Here is a 15,277-nt window from a genome sequence, read left to right on the forward strand (position 1 = left end):
ACTGACCAACAATACGCCTTATTCAGCGTCATCGCTGCCCTGAGTGGGCTGAGACGCGGCCTGACCACCGTGATGGTAGCTGCTGCCTGCGCTGCCCGTACCCGCATTGCCACTGTGGTGGGAAACCGGGCGGGACGGAACAACGGTAGAGATCGCGTGTTTGTAGACCATCTGGCTGACCGTGTTCTTCAACAGAATGACAAACTGATCAAAAGACTCAATCTGGCCTTGCAGCTTAATACCATTCACCAAATAGATCGAAACTGGGACACGTTCACGACGCAGCGCGTTCAAGAACGGGTCTTGTAAAGATTGCCCCTTAGCCATTCTATCTTTTCCTTATTTGCTAGTTGCTTGTTGTATATAACAATCGTTCAGTACTAAGAACCCGATGGTTCTAATCAAAAAAACTGCGTAAAAAATGCGCACGGTGTACTAATTGGTTCACAGGGCCGGGCAAACGCACAGCCATAGCCCAATTGTACACAATCAGTCAAGCGATGCACTAACAACCTGTGCCACGCAATCCAGCGCCTCAGCGGGCTTGTCGCTGTCCAGCCATTGCACTGACTCCCATCCGCGCAGCCAGGTCATCTGCCGCTTCGCCAGCTGACGAGTGGCGCATACGCCACGATAAACCATCTCATCATAATCAATTTCACCGGCCAGATAGGACCACATCTGGCGATAGCCGACGCAGCGGACCGAAGGCAGATCCGGATGCAGATCGCCGCGGGCAAACAGCCTGCGGGCCTCCTGCTCAAACCCGGCCTCCAGCATCTGCTGAAAGCGCAGCGCGATACGCTGGTGCAACAGTTCACGGCGCGACGGCGCGATGGCAAACTGGCTGACGGCGTAGTGCAACGCCTCCCCACTCACGCGGGTCAGTTCAGTTAAAGTGTTACCCGAAACGAAAAAAACTTCCAGTGCACGACTCAGTCTCTGCGGATCATTCGGATGAATTCGGGCGGCGGCGACCGGATCAATCTGCGCCAGCTCACGGTGCAGCGCCTCCCAGCCCCGCTTGCTCGCCTGCTGCTCAATGCGCGCCCGCACCGCGGCATCCGCCGGCGGCAGCGGCGATAGCCCCTCCAACAACGCCTTATAGTAGAGCATGGTGCCGCCCACCAGCAGCGGAATGCGCCCCTGAGCGCTGATCTGCGCCATCTCACGCAGCGCATCGGCGCGAAAATCGGCGGCGGAGTAGCTCTGCATCGGAGAGCGAATGTCGATCAGTCGGTGCGGCGCCCGCGCCAGCTCTTCGGCGCTGGGCTTGGCGGTGCCGATATCCATACCGCGATAGATCAGCGCCGAATCCACGCTGATGATCTCCACCGGGAAACGCTCGCGCAACGCCATGGCCAGCGCGGTCTTGCCCGAGGCGGTCGGCCCCATGATGAAAATTGCCGGGGGGAGTTTTTGCATCTGCTTGTCGTTACTCATTCAGTTGTTCTTCCTGGCGCAATCGCTCGACGCCGGGCTGTAAATCCAGCGGCTGCAGCAGCGCGCGGGGCGGCGACTGTACCAGTTGAGGACAGAGTCGTTCAAGATCGGCCAACAGCTGCACCGCCTGCGCCAGCGTCCAAGGCGCCTCGTCAGCGCTGTGCCAGTGAGCGGCGAGCCAGTCCGCCAGGGATGCGGCGTCGCACGCAGTGGACGTCGCCAGATAGCGCAGCATCTGGGGGATCAGGCGCGGCAAATTTTGCTGTCGCAGCGGCAGCGGCACCGCGTGCAGCTGCGCGTGCTGGCGCTCCGGCTGCAGGCAGATCCCCATCTGCTGCAGCAGCGGCTGCTGCGCCTGCAGCGCCTGCCGCTCCGCGGCCTCAAGGGTCAGACGCAGCGGTACCAGCAGAGGCTGCGCCTTCAGCCCCTCAGCCGATGGCTGCAGCTGGGCGCGCAGCAGGCAGCGGCGCGCATGGGGCAGGCTGACCAGCGCCACACCGCGGCGGCATTCGGTCAAGGCGACACCATCGGCGCACAGCGTCAGCACCCGCCCAAGGCTGTCGCCCGGCGCCCCGTTTTCCGCGGCGGTAGAGACCGCCACGGCGGGCGACTCGGCCGCCGCGCCCGGCGCGGCGACAAACGCGCTATCCGTCTCCGCCGCTGGGGCCGGGTTTGCCGCCAGCAGACGCTGATACAGTTCGCCCTCACGGCGGCGGAAAATATCGCCGGCGGGCATACGCGGCGCGGCCGCATGCGCCGGCCGGGGCGCTGACGCGGCCGGCGAAGAGGCCGGGCGGTTAAACCGGTTCTCCCCCGCGGAAGCCCGGTTTTCGACGCCTCGCGCGCCCTCGTCCCGCGCCGCGCCCGGGCTCGCTGGCGTCGGGTCATCGTGAGCGCTGGCAACCTGCGCCTGCTGCAGCACTTCGACGACGGCCTGATAGATAAAATCGTGCACCAGGCGCGCCTGATGAAAACGCACCTCGTGCTTGGCCGGATGGACGTTGACATCGACCTGGCGGGGGTCGATCTCCAGATACAGCACATAGGCCGGCGGCAGCTCATCGCTCAGGCGATCTTGGTAAGCCTGACGGATGGCATGGGTGATCAGCCGATCGCGCATCATCCGTCCGTTAACATAGCAATACTGCAGCTCACCTATCTGGCGGATAGCCTGCGGCGCGGCCACCCAGCCGTGAATGGCCAGATCGTCATGGCGCCACGCCAGCGCCAGCGCATGCTGCACAAACGCCGTCCCGCAGATCGCGCCCAGGCGGCGCTCCCGCGCGTCGCCCTCCCTGACCGCCCGGTACTGGCGCACCGTTTTACCGTTATGCTGCAGCGTCAGGGTTATGTCAAAGCGGGCCAGGGCAATCCGCCGCACCACCTCATCGATATGGGCAAACTCGGTCTTCTCGGTGCGCAGGAACTTGCGCCGGGCCGGGGTGTTGTAGAACAGATCCAGCACCTCTACCGTGGTACCGACCGGATGCGCCGCCGGCTTGACCGTCACCGCCATCTCCCGCCCTTCGGCATAGGCCTGCCAGGCCTCCGCCTGCCCTTCGGGACGCGAGGTCATCGTCAGGCGGGATACCGAGCTGATGCTGGCCAGCGCCTCGCCGCGAAACCCCAGGCTGACGATCGCCTCAAGATCATCCAACGTACTGATCTTACTTGTAGCATGCCGAGCCAGCGCCAGCGCCAGCTCCGCCTTACCGATGCCGCCGCCGTTATCCCGGATACGGATCAGCTTGGCGCCGCCGCGCTCAATGTCGATATCGATGCGAGTCGCGCCGGCATCCAGGCTGTTCTCGACCAGCTCTTTGACCACCGATGCCGGACGTTCCACTACCTCGCCGGCGGCAATTTGGTTCGCCAGCTGCGGCGGCAGGATCTGAATCGGCATAGGGATCTCCTTCGGGTTAACGCGACGGGATGCGCAGCCGTTGCCCCAGCTGCACCTCGTCACTCTTCATTTTGTTGGCCTGACGCAGGGCATCCATGCTGACCCCATAGTGGGCCGCAATGCGCGTCAGGGTATCACCGCGCTTCACCAGATGGATACGCGGGGCGCTGGCCGCGGCGGGCTGGGCACTACCGCCGGCGCTCGGCACCTTCAGCCGCTGCCCGACCCAGACCCCCTCTTTTTTCAGGTTGTTGAGCCGCATCATCCCGCTCAGGGTCGAACCATAGCGATTGGCGATCCCCAGCAGCGTCTCTCCGCGCTTCACCACGTGGATCCCGCCGGCGGAAGACGCTGCCGCCGTGGCCGCCGCTGCGTTACCGGCCGCGCTGGCTTGCTGCGGCCGGTTTTCCACCTTTGGGCCGCTTTGCAACGGATGCGCTAGGAAGTAGCTGCGCACCCCCATATAGATAGCCCGGGCAATCCGCTCCTGATGCTGACCACTTCCCAGCTGGCGCTCTCCTTCGCTGTTGCTGATAAACCCGGTCTCCACCAGCAGGGAGGGAATATCCGGCGAGCGCAGCACCCCAAGGCTGGCATGCTCCGGATGGCGCTTATGCAGACGCACCACGCTTTGCATTTGGCGTAGCACCTGTACCGCCACGTCATAGCCAACCCGCTGCGAATGACCGAACTGCAGATCGAGCACCGTCTGGCTCAGGTATTTATCCTGATTACTGTTAGCCAGCACGTCGCCGGCCCCGCCCAGCAGCTCGGACTGTTTCTCATGCTGCTCCAGCCACCCGGCCATCTCGCTATTGGCTCGTCGGTTCGAGAGCACCCAGACGGAGGCGCCGTTCGCGCTGCGATTGGGCGCCGCATCGGCATGGATCGAAATCAGCAGGTTCGCCTTCTGGCGACGGGCGACATCCGAACGCCCCATCACGGAGATGAAATAGTCGCCGCTGCGAGTCAGCACCGGCTGAAACATCGGATCGTCATCCATCAGCCCCCGCAGGCGACGCGCGATCGCCAGCGTCACCTCTTTTTCCCGCAGCCCATCCTGGCCGATGGCGCCGGGATCCTGCCCCCCGTGTCCGGCATCGATCGCCACGACGATCTTTGAGCCGTCATAGCGCCCGGATTTTTTTACCGCGCTCACCGGTACCGATGGTAGCGGTGCCGCTGCGGGCACGGGCGTGGGTGCCGCCGCCTGACGCGGACGGGAGTGAAATGGATTTTTGCTCGCCGAAGCGGGAGGGGACACCGGCGCGACGGCCGCCCGGCTTTCCGCCCGCAGCGTCAGCACGGCGCGATTACCGCTGCGCGTCACCGAAACCCGGGGACGCTGCGTCGTGTCCAGCACCAGTAGCACCTTGCCCGCGCGCTGCTCACCGCCATCCCGGATCCGGCTGAGCATATTCTCTCCGCTAAACTGCATCGGCAGCCCACCGGTGATCCGTTTGCTGTCGGCGATCTCAACCAGCACCCGATCCGGACTACGCTCGACGCGGTGACTCAGCTCAGGGGGGGCATTAAAGGTCAGCGTCACCACCGCCTGACGATCACCGTTGCTCACCTGAATATTGGTCAGTTGGGCGGCACCGGCCATCGTAGCCAGACACCATCCCAGCGCCAGGGGTAACGTAATGCGCAAAAACCGCTGCAACACCCTCATCCGTGCCCGTCCCTTATTGCCCGTTCAATGCGGCCAAAACGCTCTGGCCGTGTACGCTGTGTGCTTCAATCACCGCCTGGCGGCCGCCGCCGGTATAGGTCAGATGCAGGGTGATATCCGGCTCCGGTAAAAAGCCCATGCCCTGCTGCGGCCACTCCACCAACAGCAGCGCATCCTGGGCAAAGTAGTCGCGGATCCCCATAAACTCCAGCTCTTCGGGATCGGCCAGGCGATACAGATCAAAGTGATACACCGGACGCGGCGCGAGCAGATAGGGCTCCACCAGCGTATAGGTCGGGCTTTTCACCGTTCCCTGATGCCCCATGGCCTGTAGGAAACCACGGCTGAAGGTGGTTTTACCCGCCCCCAGATCGCCGTACAGATAAATTACAGTGGCACGCTGGCAGGCCCGCGCCAGCGCGCCGCCCAGGGCAATGGTTGCCGCTTCATCCGGCAGTTGCAGTACGATACTTGTCATAGTTGTGTTGTGCGTTCTGGTAGTTCAAATTCAAGGGTTAACCCAACGCCTGATCTCAGGCAGCAGGTCACTGGCCAGCATACCCCGCTCGCCGTCGCGTCGCGCAGCGGCGTCGGCCGCCACGCCGTGTAACACGGCGCCGGCGCAGGCTGCATCATACAGCGTGAGCTTTTGCGCCAGCAAACCGCCAATGATACCAGAGAGTATGTCACCCATACCGCCGCTTGCCATCCCAGGATTACCGATATCAGCAATTGCGCAGCGCGCGTTATCCGCGATCAGCGTACCGGCGCCCTTGAGAATCGCCACCCCGCCATAGCGACGCTGCAGCGCCCGCACCGCCGCGGGCCGATCGCTTTCCACATCGGCGATGTCGCAGCCGAGCAGACGCGCCGCCTCGCCAGGATGCGGCGTCATCACCCGCCATTCACAGGCGCTGGGCGCGCCGGACAGCAGGTTCAGGGCGTCGGCATCCCACAGCATCGGCTTACGCACCGATGCCAGCGCGGCCAAGGCCATCTGCCCCCACTCGCCCTGCCCCAGCCCCGGGCCCACGACCACCGCCTCGGCCCAGCTCAGCGCCTCCCTCAGCGTATCCGGGCCCAGCGCTTTCACCATCAGCTCCGGCGCCGCCGCAAGCAGCGGGGCCACGTGCTCCGCCCGGGTCAATACGCGGACCAGTCCGGCGCCGCTGCGCAGCGCAGCCTGCCCGGCCAGACGAATCGCACCGCCCATCCCGCTGTCGCCGCCGATCAGCAGCAGCCGGCCGTTATCCCCCTTATGCGCCAGCGGCGACCGCGGTACCAGCCAACGCGGCAGGCAGTGCCCATCCAGGCGCAGCAGCGGCCAGTCCTGCTGCGCCAGCCACACCGTCAACCCCAGCGGATCGCAGTGCAGCTGCCCGACGACCGCACGCGCCAGCCCGGTCAACAGCCCCGGCTTGAGACAGATAAAGCTCTGGGTATGATCGGCCCGCACCACGGCGCCGGCCGCCGCGCCCGTATCAGCATTCAGCCCGGAGGGCAGATCGATGGAGAGCACCGGCGCAGGATGGGCATTTATCGCGCTAATCAACGCATCATAGGGGGCTCGCGGCGCGGACGACAGACCGATGCCCAGCAGCGCATCCACGATCACCTCTGCCGCCGGCAGGGGCAGCGATGCCGCGATCTCGCTGCCGCCGCACTGCAACCACTGCGCACGGGCCTGCTGCGCCTCCGGCGATAGGGGAGAGTCCCCCGCCACCGCCATCAGCGTGACCTGCAGGCCGCTGGCGCGCGCCAGGCGCGCGATCACATAGCCATCGCCGCCGTTATTACCGCGACCGCACAGGATCAGCCAGCGGCGGGAGGTGGGGTAGCACTGGCGCCCGCGGTTAAAGGCAGCCAGACCGGCACGCTGCATCAGCGTCGCCAGCGCGATCCCCTGCGCCGCGACCGCGCGCGTCTCGGCGTCGCGAACCCAGTCCGCTGGCGCCACATAGTGTGATAAACTATCGGCGTTCCGGTTGCAAGAATGGCCCATCATGACTCATCCCCTCGATCTGCATCAGTTAGCCCAACATATCAAGCAATGGGGTCTATCGCTAGGTTTCCAGCAGGTCGGGATCGGCGATACGGATCTCCGCGCCGAAGAGGCGCCGCTGCAGGCGTGGCTGGACAGCGGCTACCATGGAGATATGGCGTGGATGGCGCGCCACGGCATGATGCGCGCCCGGCCGGCCGAGCTGCTGCCCGGCACGCTGCGGGTGATCAGCGTGCGCATGAATTACCTGCCGCCCAGCGCCGCCTTTGCCTCGACCCTGAAAGATCCAACGCTGGGCTACATCAGCCGCTATGCGCTGGGTCGCGACTACCACAAGGTGCTGCGCGCCCGGCTCAAAAAACTGGGTGAGATGATCCAGGCGTACTGTGGTGAGCTCCATTTCCGCCCCTTCGTGGACTCGGCGCCGCTGCTGGAGCGCCCGCTGGCCGCCAAGGCGGGACTGGGCTGGACAGGGAAACATTCGCTGCTGCTCAACCCGCAGGCCGGCTCCTGGTTCTTTCTCGGCGAACTGTTAATCGATCTGCCGCTGCCCGTCGATACGCCGCAGGCGGCGCAGTGCGGCCGCTGCGTCGCCTGTATCACCACCTGCCCGACCGACGCCATCGTCGCCCCCTATAAGGTCGACGCGCGCCGCTGCATCTCCTATCTGACGATCGAGCTGGAGGGCGCCATCCCCGAGGCGCTGCGGCCCCTGCTCGGTAATCGCATCTACGGCTGCGATGACTGCCAGATGATTTGCCCGTGGAACCGCCTAGCTCCGCTGAGCGAAGAGGCCGATTTCCTGCCGCGGGCGGCGCTGCACGCGCCGTCGCTAACCGCCCTGTTCGCCTGGGATGAGACGACCTTTCTGCGGATGACCGAAGGCTCGCCCATTCGGCGCATCGGCTATCAGCGCTGGCTGCGCAACCTGAGCGTCGCCCTAGGCAACGCGCCCTATGATGCCCATATCGTCGCCCTGCTACAGCAGCGCCTGGGCATCAGCGCGCTGTTGGATGACCATATTCACTGGGCGCTGGCGCAGCAGCTGCAAAAACGCGCGGCGCAGGCGGTAGAGGTCGTCAGCAGTCAGCAGCGCCGGCTTATTCGTGCGGTAGAGAAAGGGCTGCCGCGCGACGCCTAACGGCAAAAAAGCGCGGGCCCGATCGGCACGGCGCTGTGCATAAAAATAGAATTCTTTTGTTATTCAATCCGCACTGCGTGCGCAAACGTTCCATTTCGCTATTTTTGTTTTAATTTATTCTTTTATATCAATGAATTATATTGCAGCGCGTTTTTTATACGCCGGCGTGTATGGCGGAGAAATGCGGGAAAGCTGTGGATAAGTCTGTTTATTAAATTATGAACAGTCACGGCGGACACCGTCTGTCGACGCTGTTGATAAATCAGATGAGGAAAACAAGAGAAGAAAATTGGAGCGGGAAACGAGACTCGAACTCGCGACCCCAACCTTGGCAAGGTTGTGCTCTACCAACTGAGCTATTCCCGCAGAGTGATGCTTCTGGCATCGACACCATAACAGTAATGGTGTTTAGAAGTTTGGAGCGGGAAACGAGACTCGAACTCGCGACCCCAACCTTGGCAAGGTTGTGCTCTACCAACTGAGCTATTCCCGCAGAGTGATGCTTCTGGCATCGACACCATAACAGTAATGGTGTTTAGAAGTTTGGAGCGGGAAACAAGACTCGAACTCGCGACCCCAACCTTGGCAAGGTTGTGCTCTACCAACTGAGCTATTCCCGCAATGGCACTGCTTTTTTTCATCCAGCCGCACGACGGCCTTCTAAATTTGGAGCGGGAAACGAGACTCGAACTCGCGACCCCAACCTTGGCAAGGTTGTGCTCTACCAACTGAGCTATTCCCGCGTCGCATAGCGGACGGTGTGCGTTTGAAAAACTTCACAATTCCGTCTCGGTACGGGGAGCGCATTATACGGAGATTTTCGCCCCCCGCAAGTCCCTTTCGCGAAAAAATCGTATAAATCGCCTGACTGACGATAAAAACGCCCGGATGCGCAGATTATCGACGCCCGGGCGCGTCGCGGCACTATGGCTGGATAAAATGCGTACGGTAATACGCCAGCTCAGCCACCGATTCACGAATGTCGTCCAACGCCTGATGGGTATTCTTCTTCTTGAACCCCTCCAAGATCTCCGGCTTCCAACGGCGCGCCAGCTCTTTCAGGGTGCTGACATCCAGATAGCGGTAGTGGAAATAGCGCTCCAGCTCCGGCATATAGCGGAACAGGAAGCGACGATCCTGGCCGACGCTGTTGCCACAGATCGGAGAGACGCCCGCGGGTACCCACTGACGCAAAAAGTCGAGGGTCGCCTGTTCGGCGGCCGCATCATCGTACTGACTGGCCTTCACCCGCGCCACCAGCCCGCTGGCGGTATGGGTACGCACATTCCACTCATCCATCAGCGCCAGTTGGGCGTCATCCTGATGCAGCGCAATCACCGGCCCTTCCGCCAGCACGTTCAGATCGGCATCCGTCACCAGCGTGGCGATCTCAATGATCCGGTCGCGCTGCGGATCCAGTCCGGTCATTTCCAGATCGATCCAAATCAAACGCGTTTCACTTGCACTCATAGCTCCCCCGGCAAATAGTATTCAATGGCACGGCGTGTCCGCGCGATCGCGATGACGCTCAATTGCGGGACACAGCCCAGCGTGTATCATAGACACTTTACGCGCTGCGGGCGATCGCCGCAGCGCATCAAAAACAGAGTGAGGCGCAGTTGAGTAAGAAAAGACTATCGCACGGCCAGCAGCGACGGGTGCATGCCAATCACCAGCGTCGTCTGCAGCAGACGGACAATAGCGCAGAGATGGACGACAGCCTGTTCGGTGACGCCCAGGACGGGATTGTCGTCAGCCGTTTCGGCAAACATGCCGACGTTGAGGCCGCCGATGGCACTCAGCAGCGCTGCAACATCCGCCGTACCCTGCCATCGCTGGTGACCGGCGATCGGGTGGTCTGGCGCGCCGCGCTGCAGGCCGGCAGCAAAGGGATCGTCGAGGCCGTTCATCCGCGCAGCTCCGTACTGACGCGCCCGGACTACTACGATGGGGTGAAACCCATCGCCGCCAATATCGATCAGATCGTCATCGTCTCGGCTATCCTGCCAGAGCTGTCGCTGAACATCATCGATCGCTATCTGGTCGCCTGCGAAACCCTCAGCGTCGAGCCGCTGATCGTGTTGAACAAGGTCGATCTGCTGGACGAAGAGGGGCGCGAGTTTGTCGAACAGACGATGGCGATCTATCGTCACATTGGCTACCGGGTCGTGCTGGTCTCCAGCCACAGCGGCGAAGGCATGGCGCAGCTGCAGGATCTGCTCACCCAGCGCATCAGCATCTTCGCCGGTCAATCCGGCGTGGGTAAGTCCAGCCTGCTCAACGCGTTGCTGCCGGCGCTGGAGAGCCAGATCGAGGTCGGCGCCGTCTCCGATAACTCCGGACTGGGCCAGCACACCACTACCGCAGCCCGGCTGTATCACTTTCCGCACGGCGGTGACGTGATCGACTCGCCCGGCGTCCGTGAATTTGGCCTGTGGCATCTGGACGCGGAGCAGATAACCCAAGGGTTCATTGAATTTCGTGACTACCTGGGCGGCTGCAAGTTCCGCGACTGTAAACACGGCAACGATCCGGGCTGCGCCCTGCGAGAAGCGGTAGAGCGCGGCGATATCGCAGAAACGCGCTTTGACAACTATCATCGTATTCTTGAGGGGATGGCACAGGTTAAACTGCGCAAGAACTTCGGCAACGGTGACAGCTAACGCCGCTGCCCGGCCCGCGGTGGCCGGCATGACTTCACGGGTGCCCAGCGCGGGCGTTATCAATGTATTATCCGGCTATGCTGAGCGTAGCCGGTAGATTCTTCTGTTGGATAAAGAGGCTAACGTGCTCGATAGCATTAAAATCAGACTGCAATATCTACTGCCGAAACAGGGGCTGACGCGCCTGGCCGGCTGGGCCGCCGATAAACCGGCCGGCTGGCTGACCCAGAGCGCCATCAAGGGCTTTGCCCGCTATTACGGCATCAATATGCAGGAAGCGCTTTACCCCGATCCGGCGCACTACAAGACCTTTAACGACTTCTTCGTCCGCCCGCTGCGCGACGGGGTTCGCCCCCTCGCCGAGTTTGACGATGGCGTAGTATTGCCCGCCGACGGCGCCATCAGCCAGTTGGGCCTCATTGACGGGGATCGCATCCTGCAGGCCAAAGGCCATGACTATACGCTGGAGGCGCTGCTGGCCGGGCAGTATCCGCTGGCGGAAACCTTCCGCGGCGGTCAGTTCATCACCACCTATCTGTCGCCGCGCGATTATCACCGGGTGCATATGCCCTGCGATGGTCAGCTGCGCGAAATGATTTATGTCCCGGGCGATCTGTTCTCCGTCAACCCGCTGACCGCCGCCAATGTGCCCAATCTGTTTGCCCGCAACGAGCGGCTGATCTGTATCTTTGATACCGCCTTCGGCCCTCTGGCGCAGATCCTGGTCGGCGCCACCATCGTCGGCAGCATCGAAACGGTCTGGGGCGGCTGCGTAAACAGCGAGCGTGCCGGTATTATCCGCCGCTGGACCTACCCGGCCGAAGGCGAGCGCGCCGTCGCGCTGAAAAAAGGCCAGGAGATGGGCCGCTTTAAGCTAGGCTCCACGGTGATCAACCTGTTCGCCCCCGGCCGCATCCAGCTTGACCGCGCCCTGAGCGCCGGCTGCATCACCCGGATGGGTCGAGAGCTGGGCCACGCGCCTGCCGCAGCGCAGGAGCCCGCAGCACACGCGGAGTCCGCATAATCCCCCGGCGCGGCACCCATCGCCGCGCCCGTACCCAGCAACGGCGAGGGCCGACCATGCGCCAGATCCTCCAACGTATTCTGCTGAACGGCCTGTTGCTACTACTGCTGCCGGGACTGGCGCAGGCGACGCTGAATGAGCGCCAGCTGGCGTTGGATCTCAAGCAGGCCGAGGCGGCCAAAAGCGCGCCTGCACAGGCCGAAACCGTCGATGCATTGCAAAGCGCCCTGGGATGGATAGACGAGGCCAAGGCCTCCGCCCAGCGCACCCAGCAATACCGCAAAGCCATCAGTGATTTTCCACGCCTGACCCGCGAACTGCGCCAGCAGCTCAGCGATGAAAGCCAACCGCCCGCCCCTGCCGCCCAGCCCCCCTCCGCCGACGCGGAGCAGCGCATGCTACAGATCAGCAGCCAGCTGCTGGAGGTCGCCCGTCAGCTCCAGCAGGAGCAGGATCGCGCGCGCGACATCAGCGACTCCCTGAGCCAGGTGGCACAAAAACAGGCCGCGACGCGTAAAGCGCTGAACGAGGCAGAGCGCCGCCTGCAGGCGCTGACCGTCACGGAGACGGCGCTCTCCCAGGCCCAGTCCGCCCAGCTGCAGGCCGAAGTCACCGCCCGCAAGGCGCAGGTCGATGAGCTGGAGCTGGAGCAGCTGTCGGCCAACAACCGCCAGGAGCTGATCCGTCTGCAGAGCGAGGTGCTAAGCCGGCGTCATGAGCGCCTCGATCTGCAGCTGCAGGGGCTACGCAACAGCCTCAACAGCCAGCGCCAGCGCGACGCCGAGGAGGCCCTGGAGCGCACCCGCCGTCTGGTCGAACAGAGCGACAATCTGCCGCGCTCGATCGTCGAGCAGCTCACCATCAACCAGACCCTGTCGCGCGATCTCAACCACCAGGCGCAGCGGCTGGACGATATCGCCGGACGCCAGCGCACTATCGCCGGGCAGACCCAACAGGTTCGCCTGGCCCTCAACACGCTGCGCGAGCAGGCGCAGTGGCTGAGCGTCTCACCGGCGCTGGGTGAGACACTACGCGATCGCCTGGCGCGCCTGCCGGAGATGCCCAAGCCGCAGCAGCTGGACAGCGATATGGCACGTCTGCGCGTTCAGCGCCTACGCTATGAGACGCTGCTGGACAAACTCGCCCCCGCCAGCGACTATCGCCAGAACGACGGCGAGCCCCTCAGCGCCGCACAGCAGCGCCTGTTGGCTCCCCAGCTGGCGACCCAGCGCGAGCTGCTCAACTCCCTGCTGTCAGGCTGCGATAGCCAAATTCTAGAGCTGACCAAGCTCAAGGTCGCCAATACCCAGCTCATCGAAGCCCTGACGGAGGTCCGCGAGGCGACCCACCGTTACCTGTTCTGGGCGGCGGACATCGACCCGGTCGGACTGGGCTACCTGCTGACCACCCTGCGTGCGCTGGACCGCCTGCTGTCGCTGGATACCCTGTCCCAGCTCAGCCAGGCCGCCATGATGATGCTAACCGACCGCACCACCCTGCTGCCGCTGTGCGCGGCCCTGCTGCTCGTCGGGTTCAGCGTCTATTCGCGCCGCTACTACAGTGCGTTTCTGGCACGCGCCGCTGGGCGCGTCGGCAAGGTCAATCAGGATCATATCTCGCTAACCCTGCGTACCCTGCTGTGGTCAATACTGGTCGCGCTGCCGCTGCCGGTGCTGTGGGCCGCCGTAGGCTATGGGCTGAGTAACGCCTGGCCCTATCCGGTGGCCGTCGCCATCGGCGAGGGGGTCAGCGCAGCGCTGCCGGTGCTGTGGGCCTTCATGATCAGCGCCGCCTTCTCCCGCGACAGCGGGCTGTTCATTGTCCACTTCGGCTGGGGCGAACGTCAGGTGCGGCGCGCCATGCGCTACTACCGCATGTCTATCTGGCTTATCGTACCGCTGCTGATGGCCGTGGTGACCTTCAACAATCTGGCCGATCGCAGCTTTACCGCCACCCTCGGGCGCGCCTGCTTCATCATGCTGTGCCTAGCCCTGCTGCTGCTGACCACCAGCCTGCGCCGCGCCGGTATTCCGCTCTACCTCAATCGTGCAGGATCCGGTGAAAATCTGCTTAACCACCTGCTGTGGGGCGGGCTGCTGTGCGCGCCGGCGGCGGCGATCCTGGCCGCGCTGCTCGGCTACCTCAGCTCGGCGCAGGTACTGCTGGCGCGCCTGGAGACCTCCGTCGCCGTCTGGTTCTGCCTGCTGATGGTCTATTCGGTGATCCGCCGCTGGATGTTGATCCAACGCCGGCGCATCGCCTTCGAACGGGCCAAGCAGCGGCGCGCCGAACGACTGGAGAAACGCAGTCGCCATGATGAGGACGGCCTGCATTCCGCCGGCGTCGAAGGCAGCCAAGAGGCTGAAGAGAGCGTGGTGGATCTGGACGCCATCAGCGATCGCTCCCTGCGCCTGGTGCGCTCGATCCTGACGATGATCGCGCTGGTTTCGCTGATCTGGCTATGGTCAGAGCTGCATTCAGCCTTCTCCTTCCTGGAGAACATCCGCCTGTGGGACGTCACCGCCAGCAGCGCCGGCGGCGAGACCCTGCAGCCGATCACCTTGGGCGCGGTGCTGATCGCCGTTCTGGTGATCCTGGTCACCATCCAACTGGTCAAAAACCTGCCGGCCCTGCTGGAGCTGGGGCTACTGCAGCACTTAGAGCTGAGCCCCGGCACTGGCTATGCCATCACCACCATCACCAAATACCTGCTGATGATCGTCGGCGGTCTGATCGGCTTTTCGCTGCTGGGGATCGAGTGGTCTAAGCTACAGTGGCTGGTGGCAGCGCTGACCGTCGGCCTGGGCTTCGGCCTTGGGGAGATCTTCGGCAACTTTATCTCCGGCCTGATCATCCTGTTTGAAAAACCGATCCGTATCGGCGATACGGTGACCATCCGCGACCTGACCGGGACCATCACCCGCATCAACACCCGGGCCACGACCATCTCTGACTGGGATCGCAAGGAGATCATCGTCCCCAACAAGGCTTTTATCATGGAGCAGTTTATCAACTGGTCCTTAAGCGATCCCATTACCCGCGTGGTGCTGACGGTGCCCGCGGAGGCCAGCGCCAACAGCCAGCGGGTAACCGAGCTGCTGCTGCAGGCGGCCGGACAGTGTTCACTGGTACTGGCTACCCCGGCGCCAGAGGCCTATCTGGTCGATATTCAGCAGGGGATCCAGATCTTCGAGCTGCGTATCTACGCCTCGGAGATGGCACACCGCATGCCGCTGCGCCACGAGCTGCACCAGCTGATCCTGGCCGCCTACCGCCAGCACGATCTGGTGCTGCCGTTCCCGCCGATCCAAATCGGCAGCGACTCGCTGCGTCAGGCGCGCGCAGGGCAGCGGCGCGGCTTTAGCGCCGGCGGCGTATGACTGGCATAAAAAACCCGCGCCGGGCGCGGGTCTGGGAAGTCACCGT

11 protein-coding genes and 4 tRNA genes are annotated in these 15,277 nt (G+C 63.4%); 4 read left to right on the plus strand and 11 right to left on the minus strand.

The genetic code is table 11. From position 1 onward, the window contains the following. Positions 1-18 precede the first annotated feature (18 nt). From hfq to nnr, 6 genes are all read right to left on the minus strand, one after another. Positions 19-327, minus strand: a complete 309-nt coding sequence (gene hfq / locus QY76_RS17490; protein WP_014524170.1) for an RNA chaperone Hfq — start codon at positions 325-327, stop codon at positions 19-21. Positions 328-489: 162 nt separating this feature from the next. Next, positions 490-1,443, minus strand: coding sequence for a tRNA (adenosine(37)-N6)-dimethylallyltransferase MiaA (miaA, locus tag QY76_RS01145; protein WP_045425449.1), 954 nt, complete (start codon positions 1,441-1,443; stop codon positions 490-492). Beyond that, positions 1,436-3,346 carry a DNA mismatch repair endonuclease MutL gene (mutL, locus tag QY76_RS01150; protein WP_045425452.1) on the minus strand — a complete coding sequence of 637 codons (1,911 nt, stop codon included), beginning with the start codon at positions 3,344-3,346 and terminating at the stop codon, positions 1,436-1,438. The genes miaA and mutL overlap by 8 nt, the downstream gene beginning before the upstream one ends. A 16-nt stretch (positions 3,347-3,362) precedes the next feature. Beyond that, positions 3,363-5,021, minus strand: a complete 1,659-nt coding sequence (gene amiB, locus QY76_RS01155; protein ID WP_034162947.1) for an N-acetylmuramoyl-L-alanine amidase AmiB — start codon at positions 5,019-5,021, stop codon at positions 3,363-3,365. A 13-nt stretch (positions 5,022-5,034) separates the two neighbouring features. Continuing rightward, the gene (gene tsaE, locus QY76_RS01160; RefSeq protein ID WP_012847224.1) at positions 5,035-5,499 is read right to left on the minus strand and encodes a tRNA (adenosine(37)-N6)-threonylcarbamoyltransferase complex ATPase subunit type 1 TsaE; all 465 of its coding nucleotides are present in this window, start codon (positions 5,497-5,499) and stop codon (positions 5,035-5,037) included. Positions 5,500-5,529: 30 nt separating this feature from the next. Then, entirely contained in the window at positions 5,530-7,026 is a 1,497-nt protein-coding gene (gene nnr / locus QY76_RS01165; RefSeq protein WP_045425455.1) for a bifunctional ADP-dependent NAD(P)H-hydrate dehydratase/NAD(P)H-hydrate epimerase, read from the minus strand. On the opposite strand from nnr, the gene queG reads away from it, so the two are divergent. Further along, on the plus strand, positions 7,025-8,164 hold the full coding sequence (queG, locus tag QY76_RS01170; RefSeq protein ID WP_034162950.1) for a tRNA epoxyqueuosine(34) reductase QueG: 1,140 nt from the start codon (positions 7,025-7,027) through the stop codon (positions 8,162-8,164). The two genes, nnr and queG, sit on opposite strands and share 2 nt — an antisense overlap. Positions 8,165-8,454: 290 nt before the next feature. Here queG and QY76_RS01175 read toward each other — a convergent pair. The 5 genes from QY76_RS01175 to orn all read right to left on the minus strand — a co-directional run bounded on the left by QY76_RS01175 (position 8,455) and on the right by orn (position 9,634). Further along, a tRNA-Gly gene (locus QY76_RS01175) sits at positions 8,455-8,530 on the minus strand. A 51-nt stretch (positions 8,531-8,581) separates the two neighbouring features. Beyond that, positions 8,582-8,657 (minus strand) — tRNA-Gly (locus tag QY76_RS01180). A 51-nt stretch (positions 8,658-8,708) separates the two neighbouring features. Continuing rightward, positions 8,709-8,784, minus strand: a tRNA-Gly gene (locus QY76_RS01185). 47 nt (positions 8,785-8,831) lie between these two features. Beyond that, positions 8,832-8,907 (minus strand) — tRNA-Gly (locus QY76_RS01190). Positions 8,908-9,088: 181 nt separating this feature from the next. Next, positions 9,089-9,634, minus strand: coding sequence for an oligoribonuclease (orn, locus tag QY76_RS01195; RefSeq protein ID WP_015460793.1), 546 nt, complete (start codon positions 9,632-9,634; stop codon positions 9,089-9,091). Positions 9,635-9,783: 149 nt separating this feature from the next. On the opposite strand from orn, the gene rsgA reads away from it, so the two are divergent. From rsgA to mscM, 3 genes are all read left to right on the plus strand, one after another. After that, positions 9,784-10,827, plus strand: coding sequence for a small ribosomal subunit biogenesis GTPase RsgA (gene rsgA / locus QY76_RS01200; protein ID WP_034162951.1), 1,044 nt, complete (start codon positions 9,784-9,786; stop codon positions 10,825-10,827). A 124-nt stretch (positions 10,828-10,951) separates the two neighbouring features. Then, positions 10,952-11,851, plus strand: a complete 900-nt coding sequence (asd, locus tag QY76_RS01205) for an archaetidylserine decarboxylase (protein WP_045425541.1) — start codon at positions 10,952-10,954, stop codon at positions 11,849-11,851. A 56-nt stretch (positions 11,852-11,907) separates the two neighbouring features. Beyond that, positions 11,908-15,231, plus strand: coding sequence for a miniconductance mechanosensitive channel MscM (gene mscM, locus QY76_RS01210; protein ID WP_045425457.1), 3,324 nt, complete (start codon positions 11,908-11,910; stop codon positions 15,229-15,231). Positions 15,232-15,277 lie beyond the last annotated feature (46 nt).

The sequence above is a fragment of the Edwardsiella sp. EA181011 genome, assembly GCF_000800725.1.
In the GTDB taxonomy this organism is placed as follows: Bacteria; Pseudomonadota; Gammaproteobacteria; order Enterobacterales; family Enterobacteriaceae; genus Edwardsiella; species Edwardsiella anguillarum.

Bases quoted from the DNA above. Each gene is read 5' to 3' on its own strand.
- hfq (WP_014524170.1), bottom strand. From the start codon at position 327: ATGGCTAAGGGGCAATCTTTACAAGACCCGTTCTTGAACGCGCTGCGT.
- miaA (WP_045425449.1), bottom strand. From the start codon at position 1,443: ATGAGTAACGACAAGCAGATGCAAAAACTCCCCCCGGCAATTTTCATC.
- mutL (WP_045425452.1), bottom strand. From the start codon at position 3,346: ATGCCGATTCAGATCCTGCCGCCGCAGCTGGCGAACCAAATTGCCGCC.
- amiB (WP_034162947.1), bottom strand. From the start codon at position 5,021: ATGAGGGTGTTGCAGCGGTTTTTGCGCATTACGTTACCCCTGGCGCTG.
- tsaE (WP_012847224.1), bottom strand. From the start codon at position 5,499: ATGACAAGTATCGTACTGCAACTGCCGGATGAAGCGGCAACCATTGCC.
- queG (WP_034162950.1), top strand. From the start codon at position 7,025: ATGACTCATCCCCTCGATCTGCATCAGTTAGCCCAACATATCAAGCAA.
- nnr (WP_045425455.1), bottom strand. From the start codon at position 7,026: ATGATGGGCCATTCTTGCAACCGGAACGCCGATAGTTTATCACACTAT.
- orn (WP_015460793.1), bottom strand. From the start codon at position 9,634: ATGAGTGCAAGTGAAACGCGTTTGATTTGGATCGATCTGGAAATGACC.
- mscM (WP_045425457.1), top strand. From the start codon at position 11,908: ATGCGCCAGATCCTCCAACGTATTCTGCTGAACGGCCTGTTGCTACTA.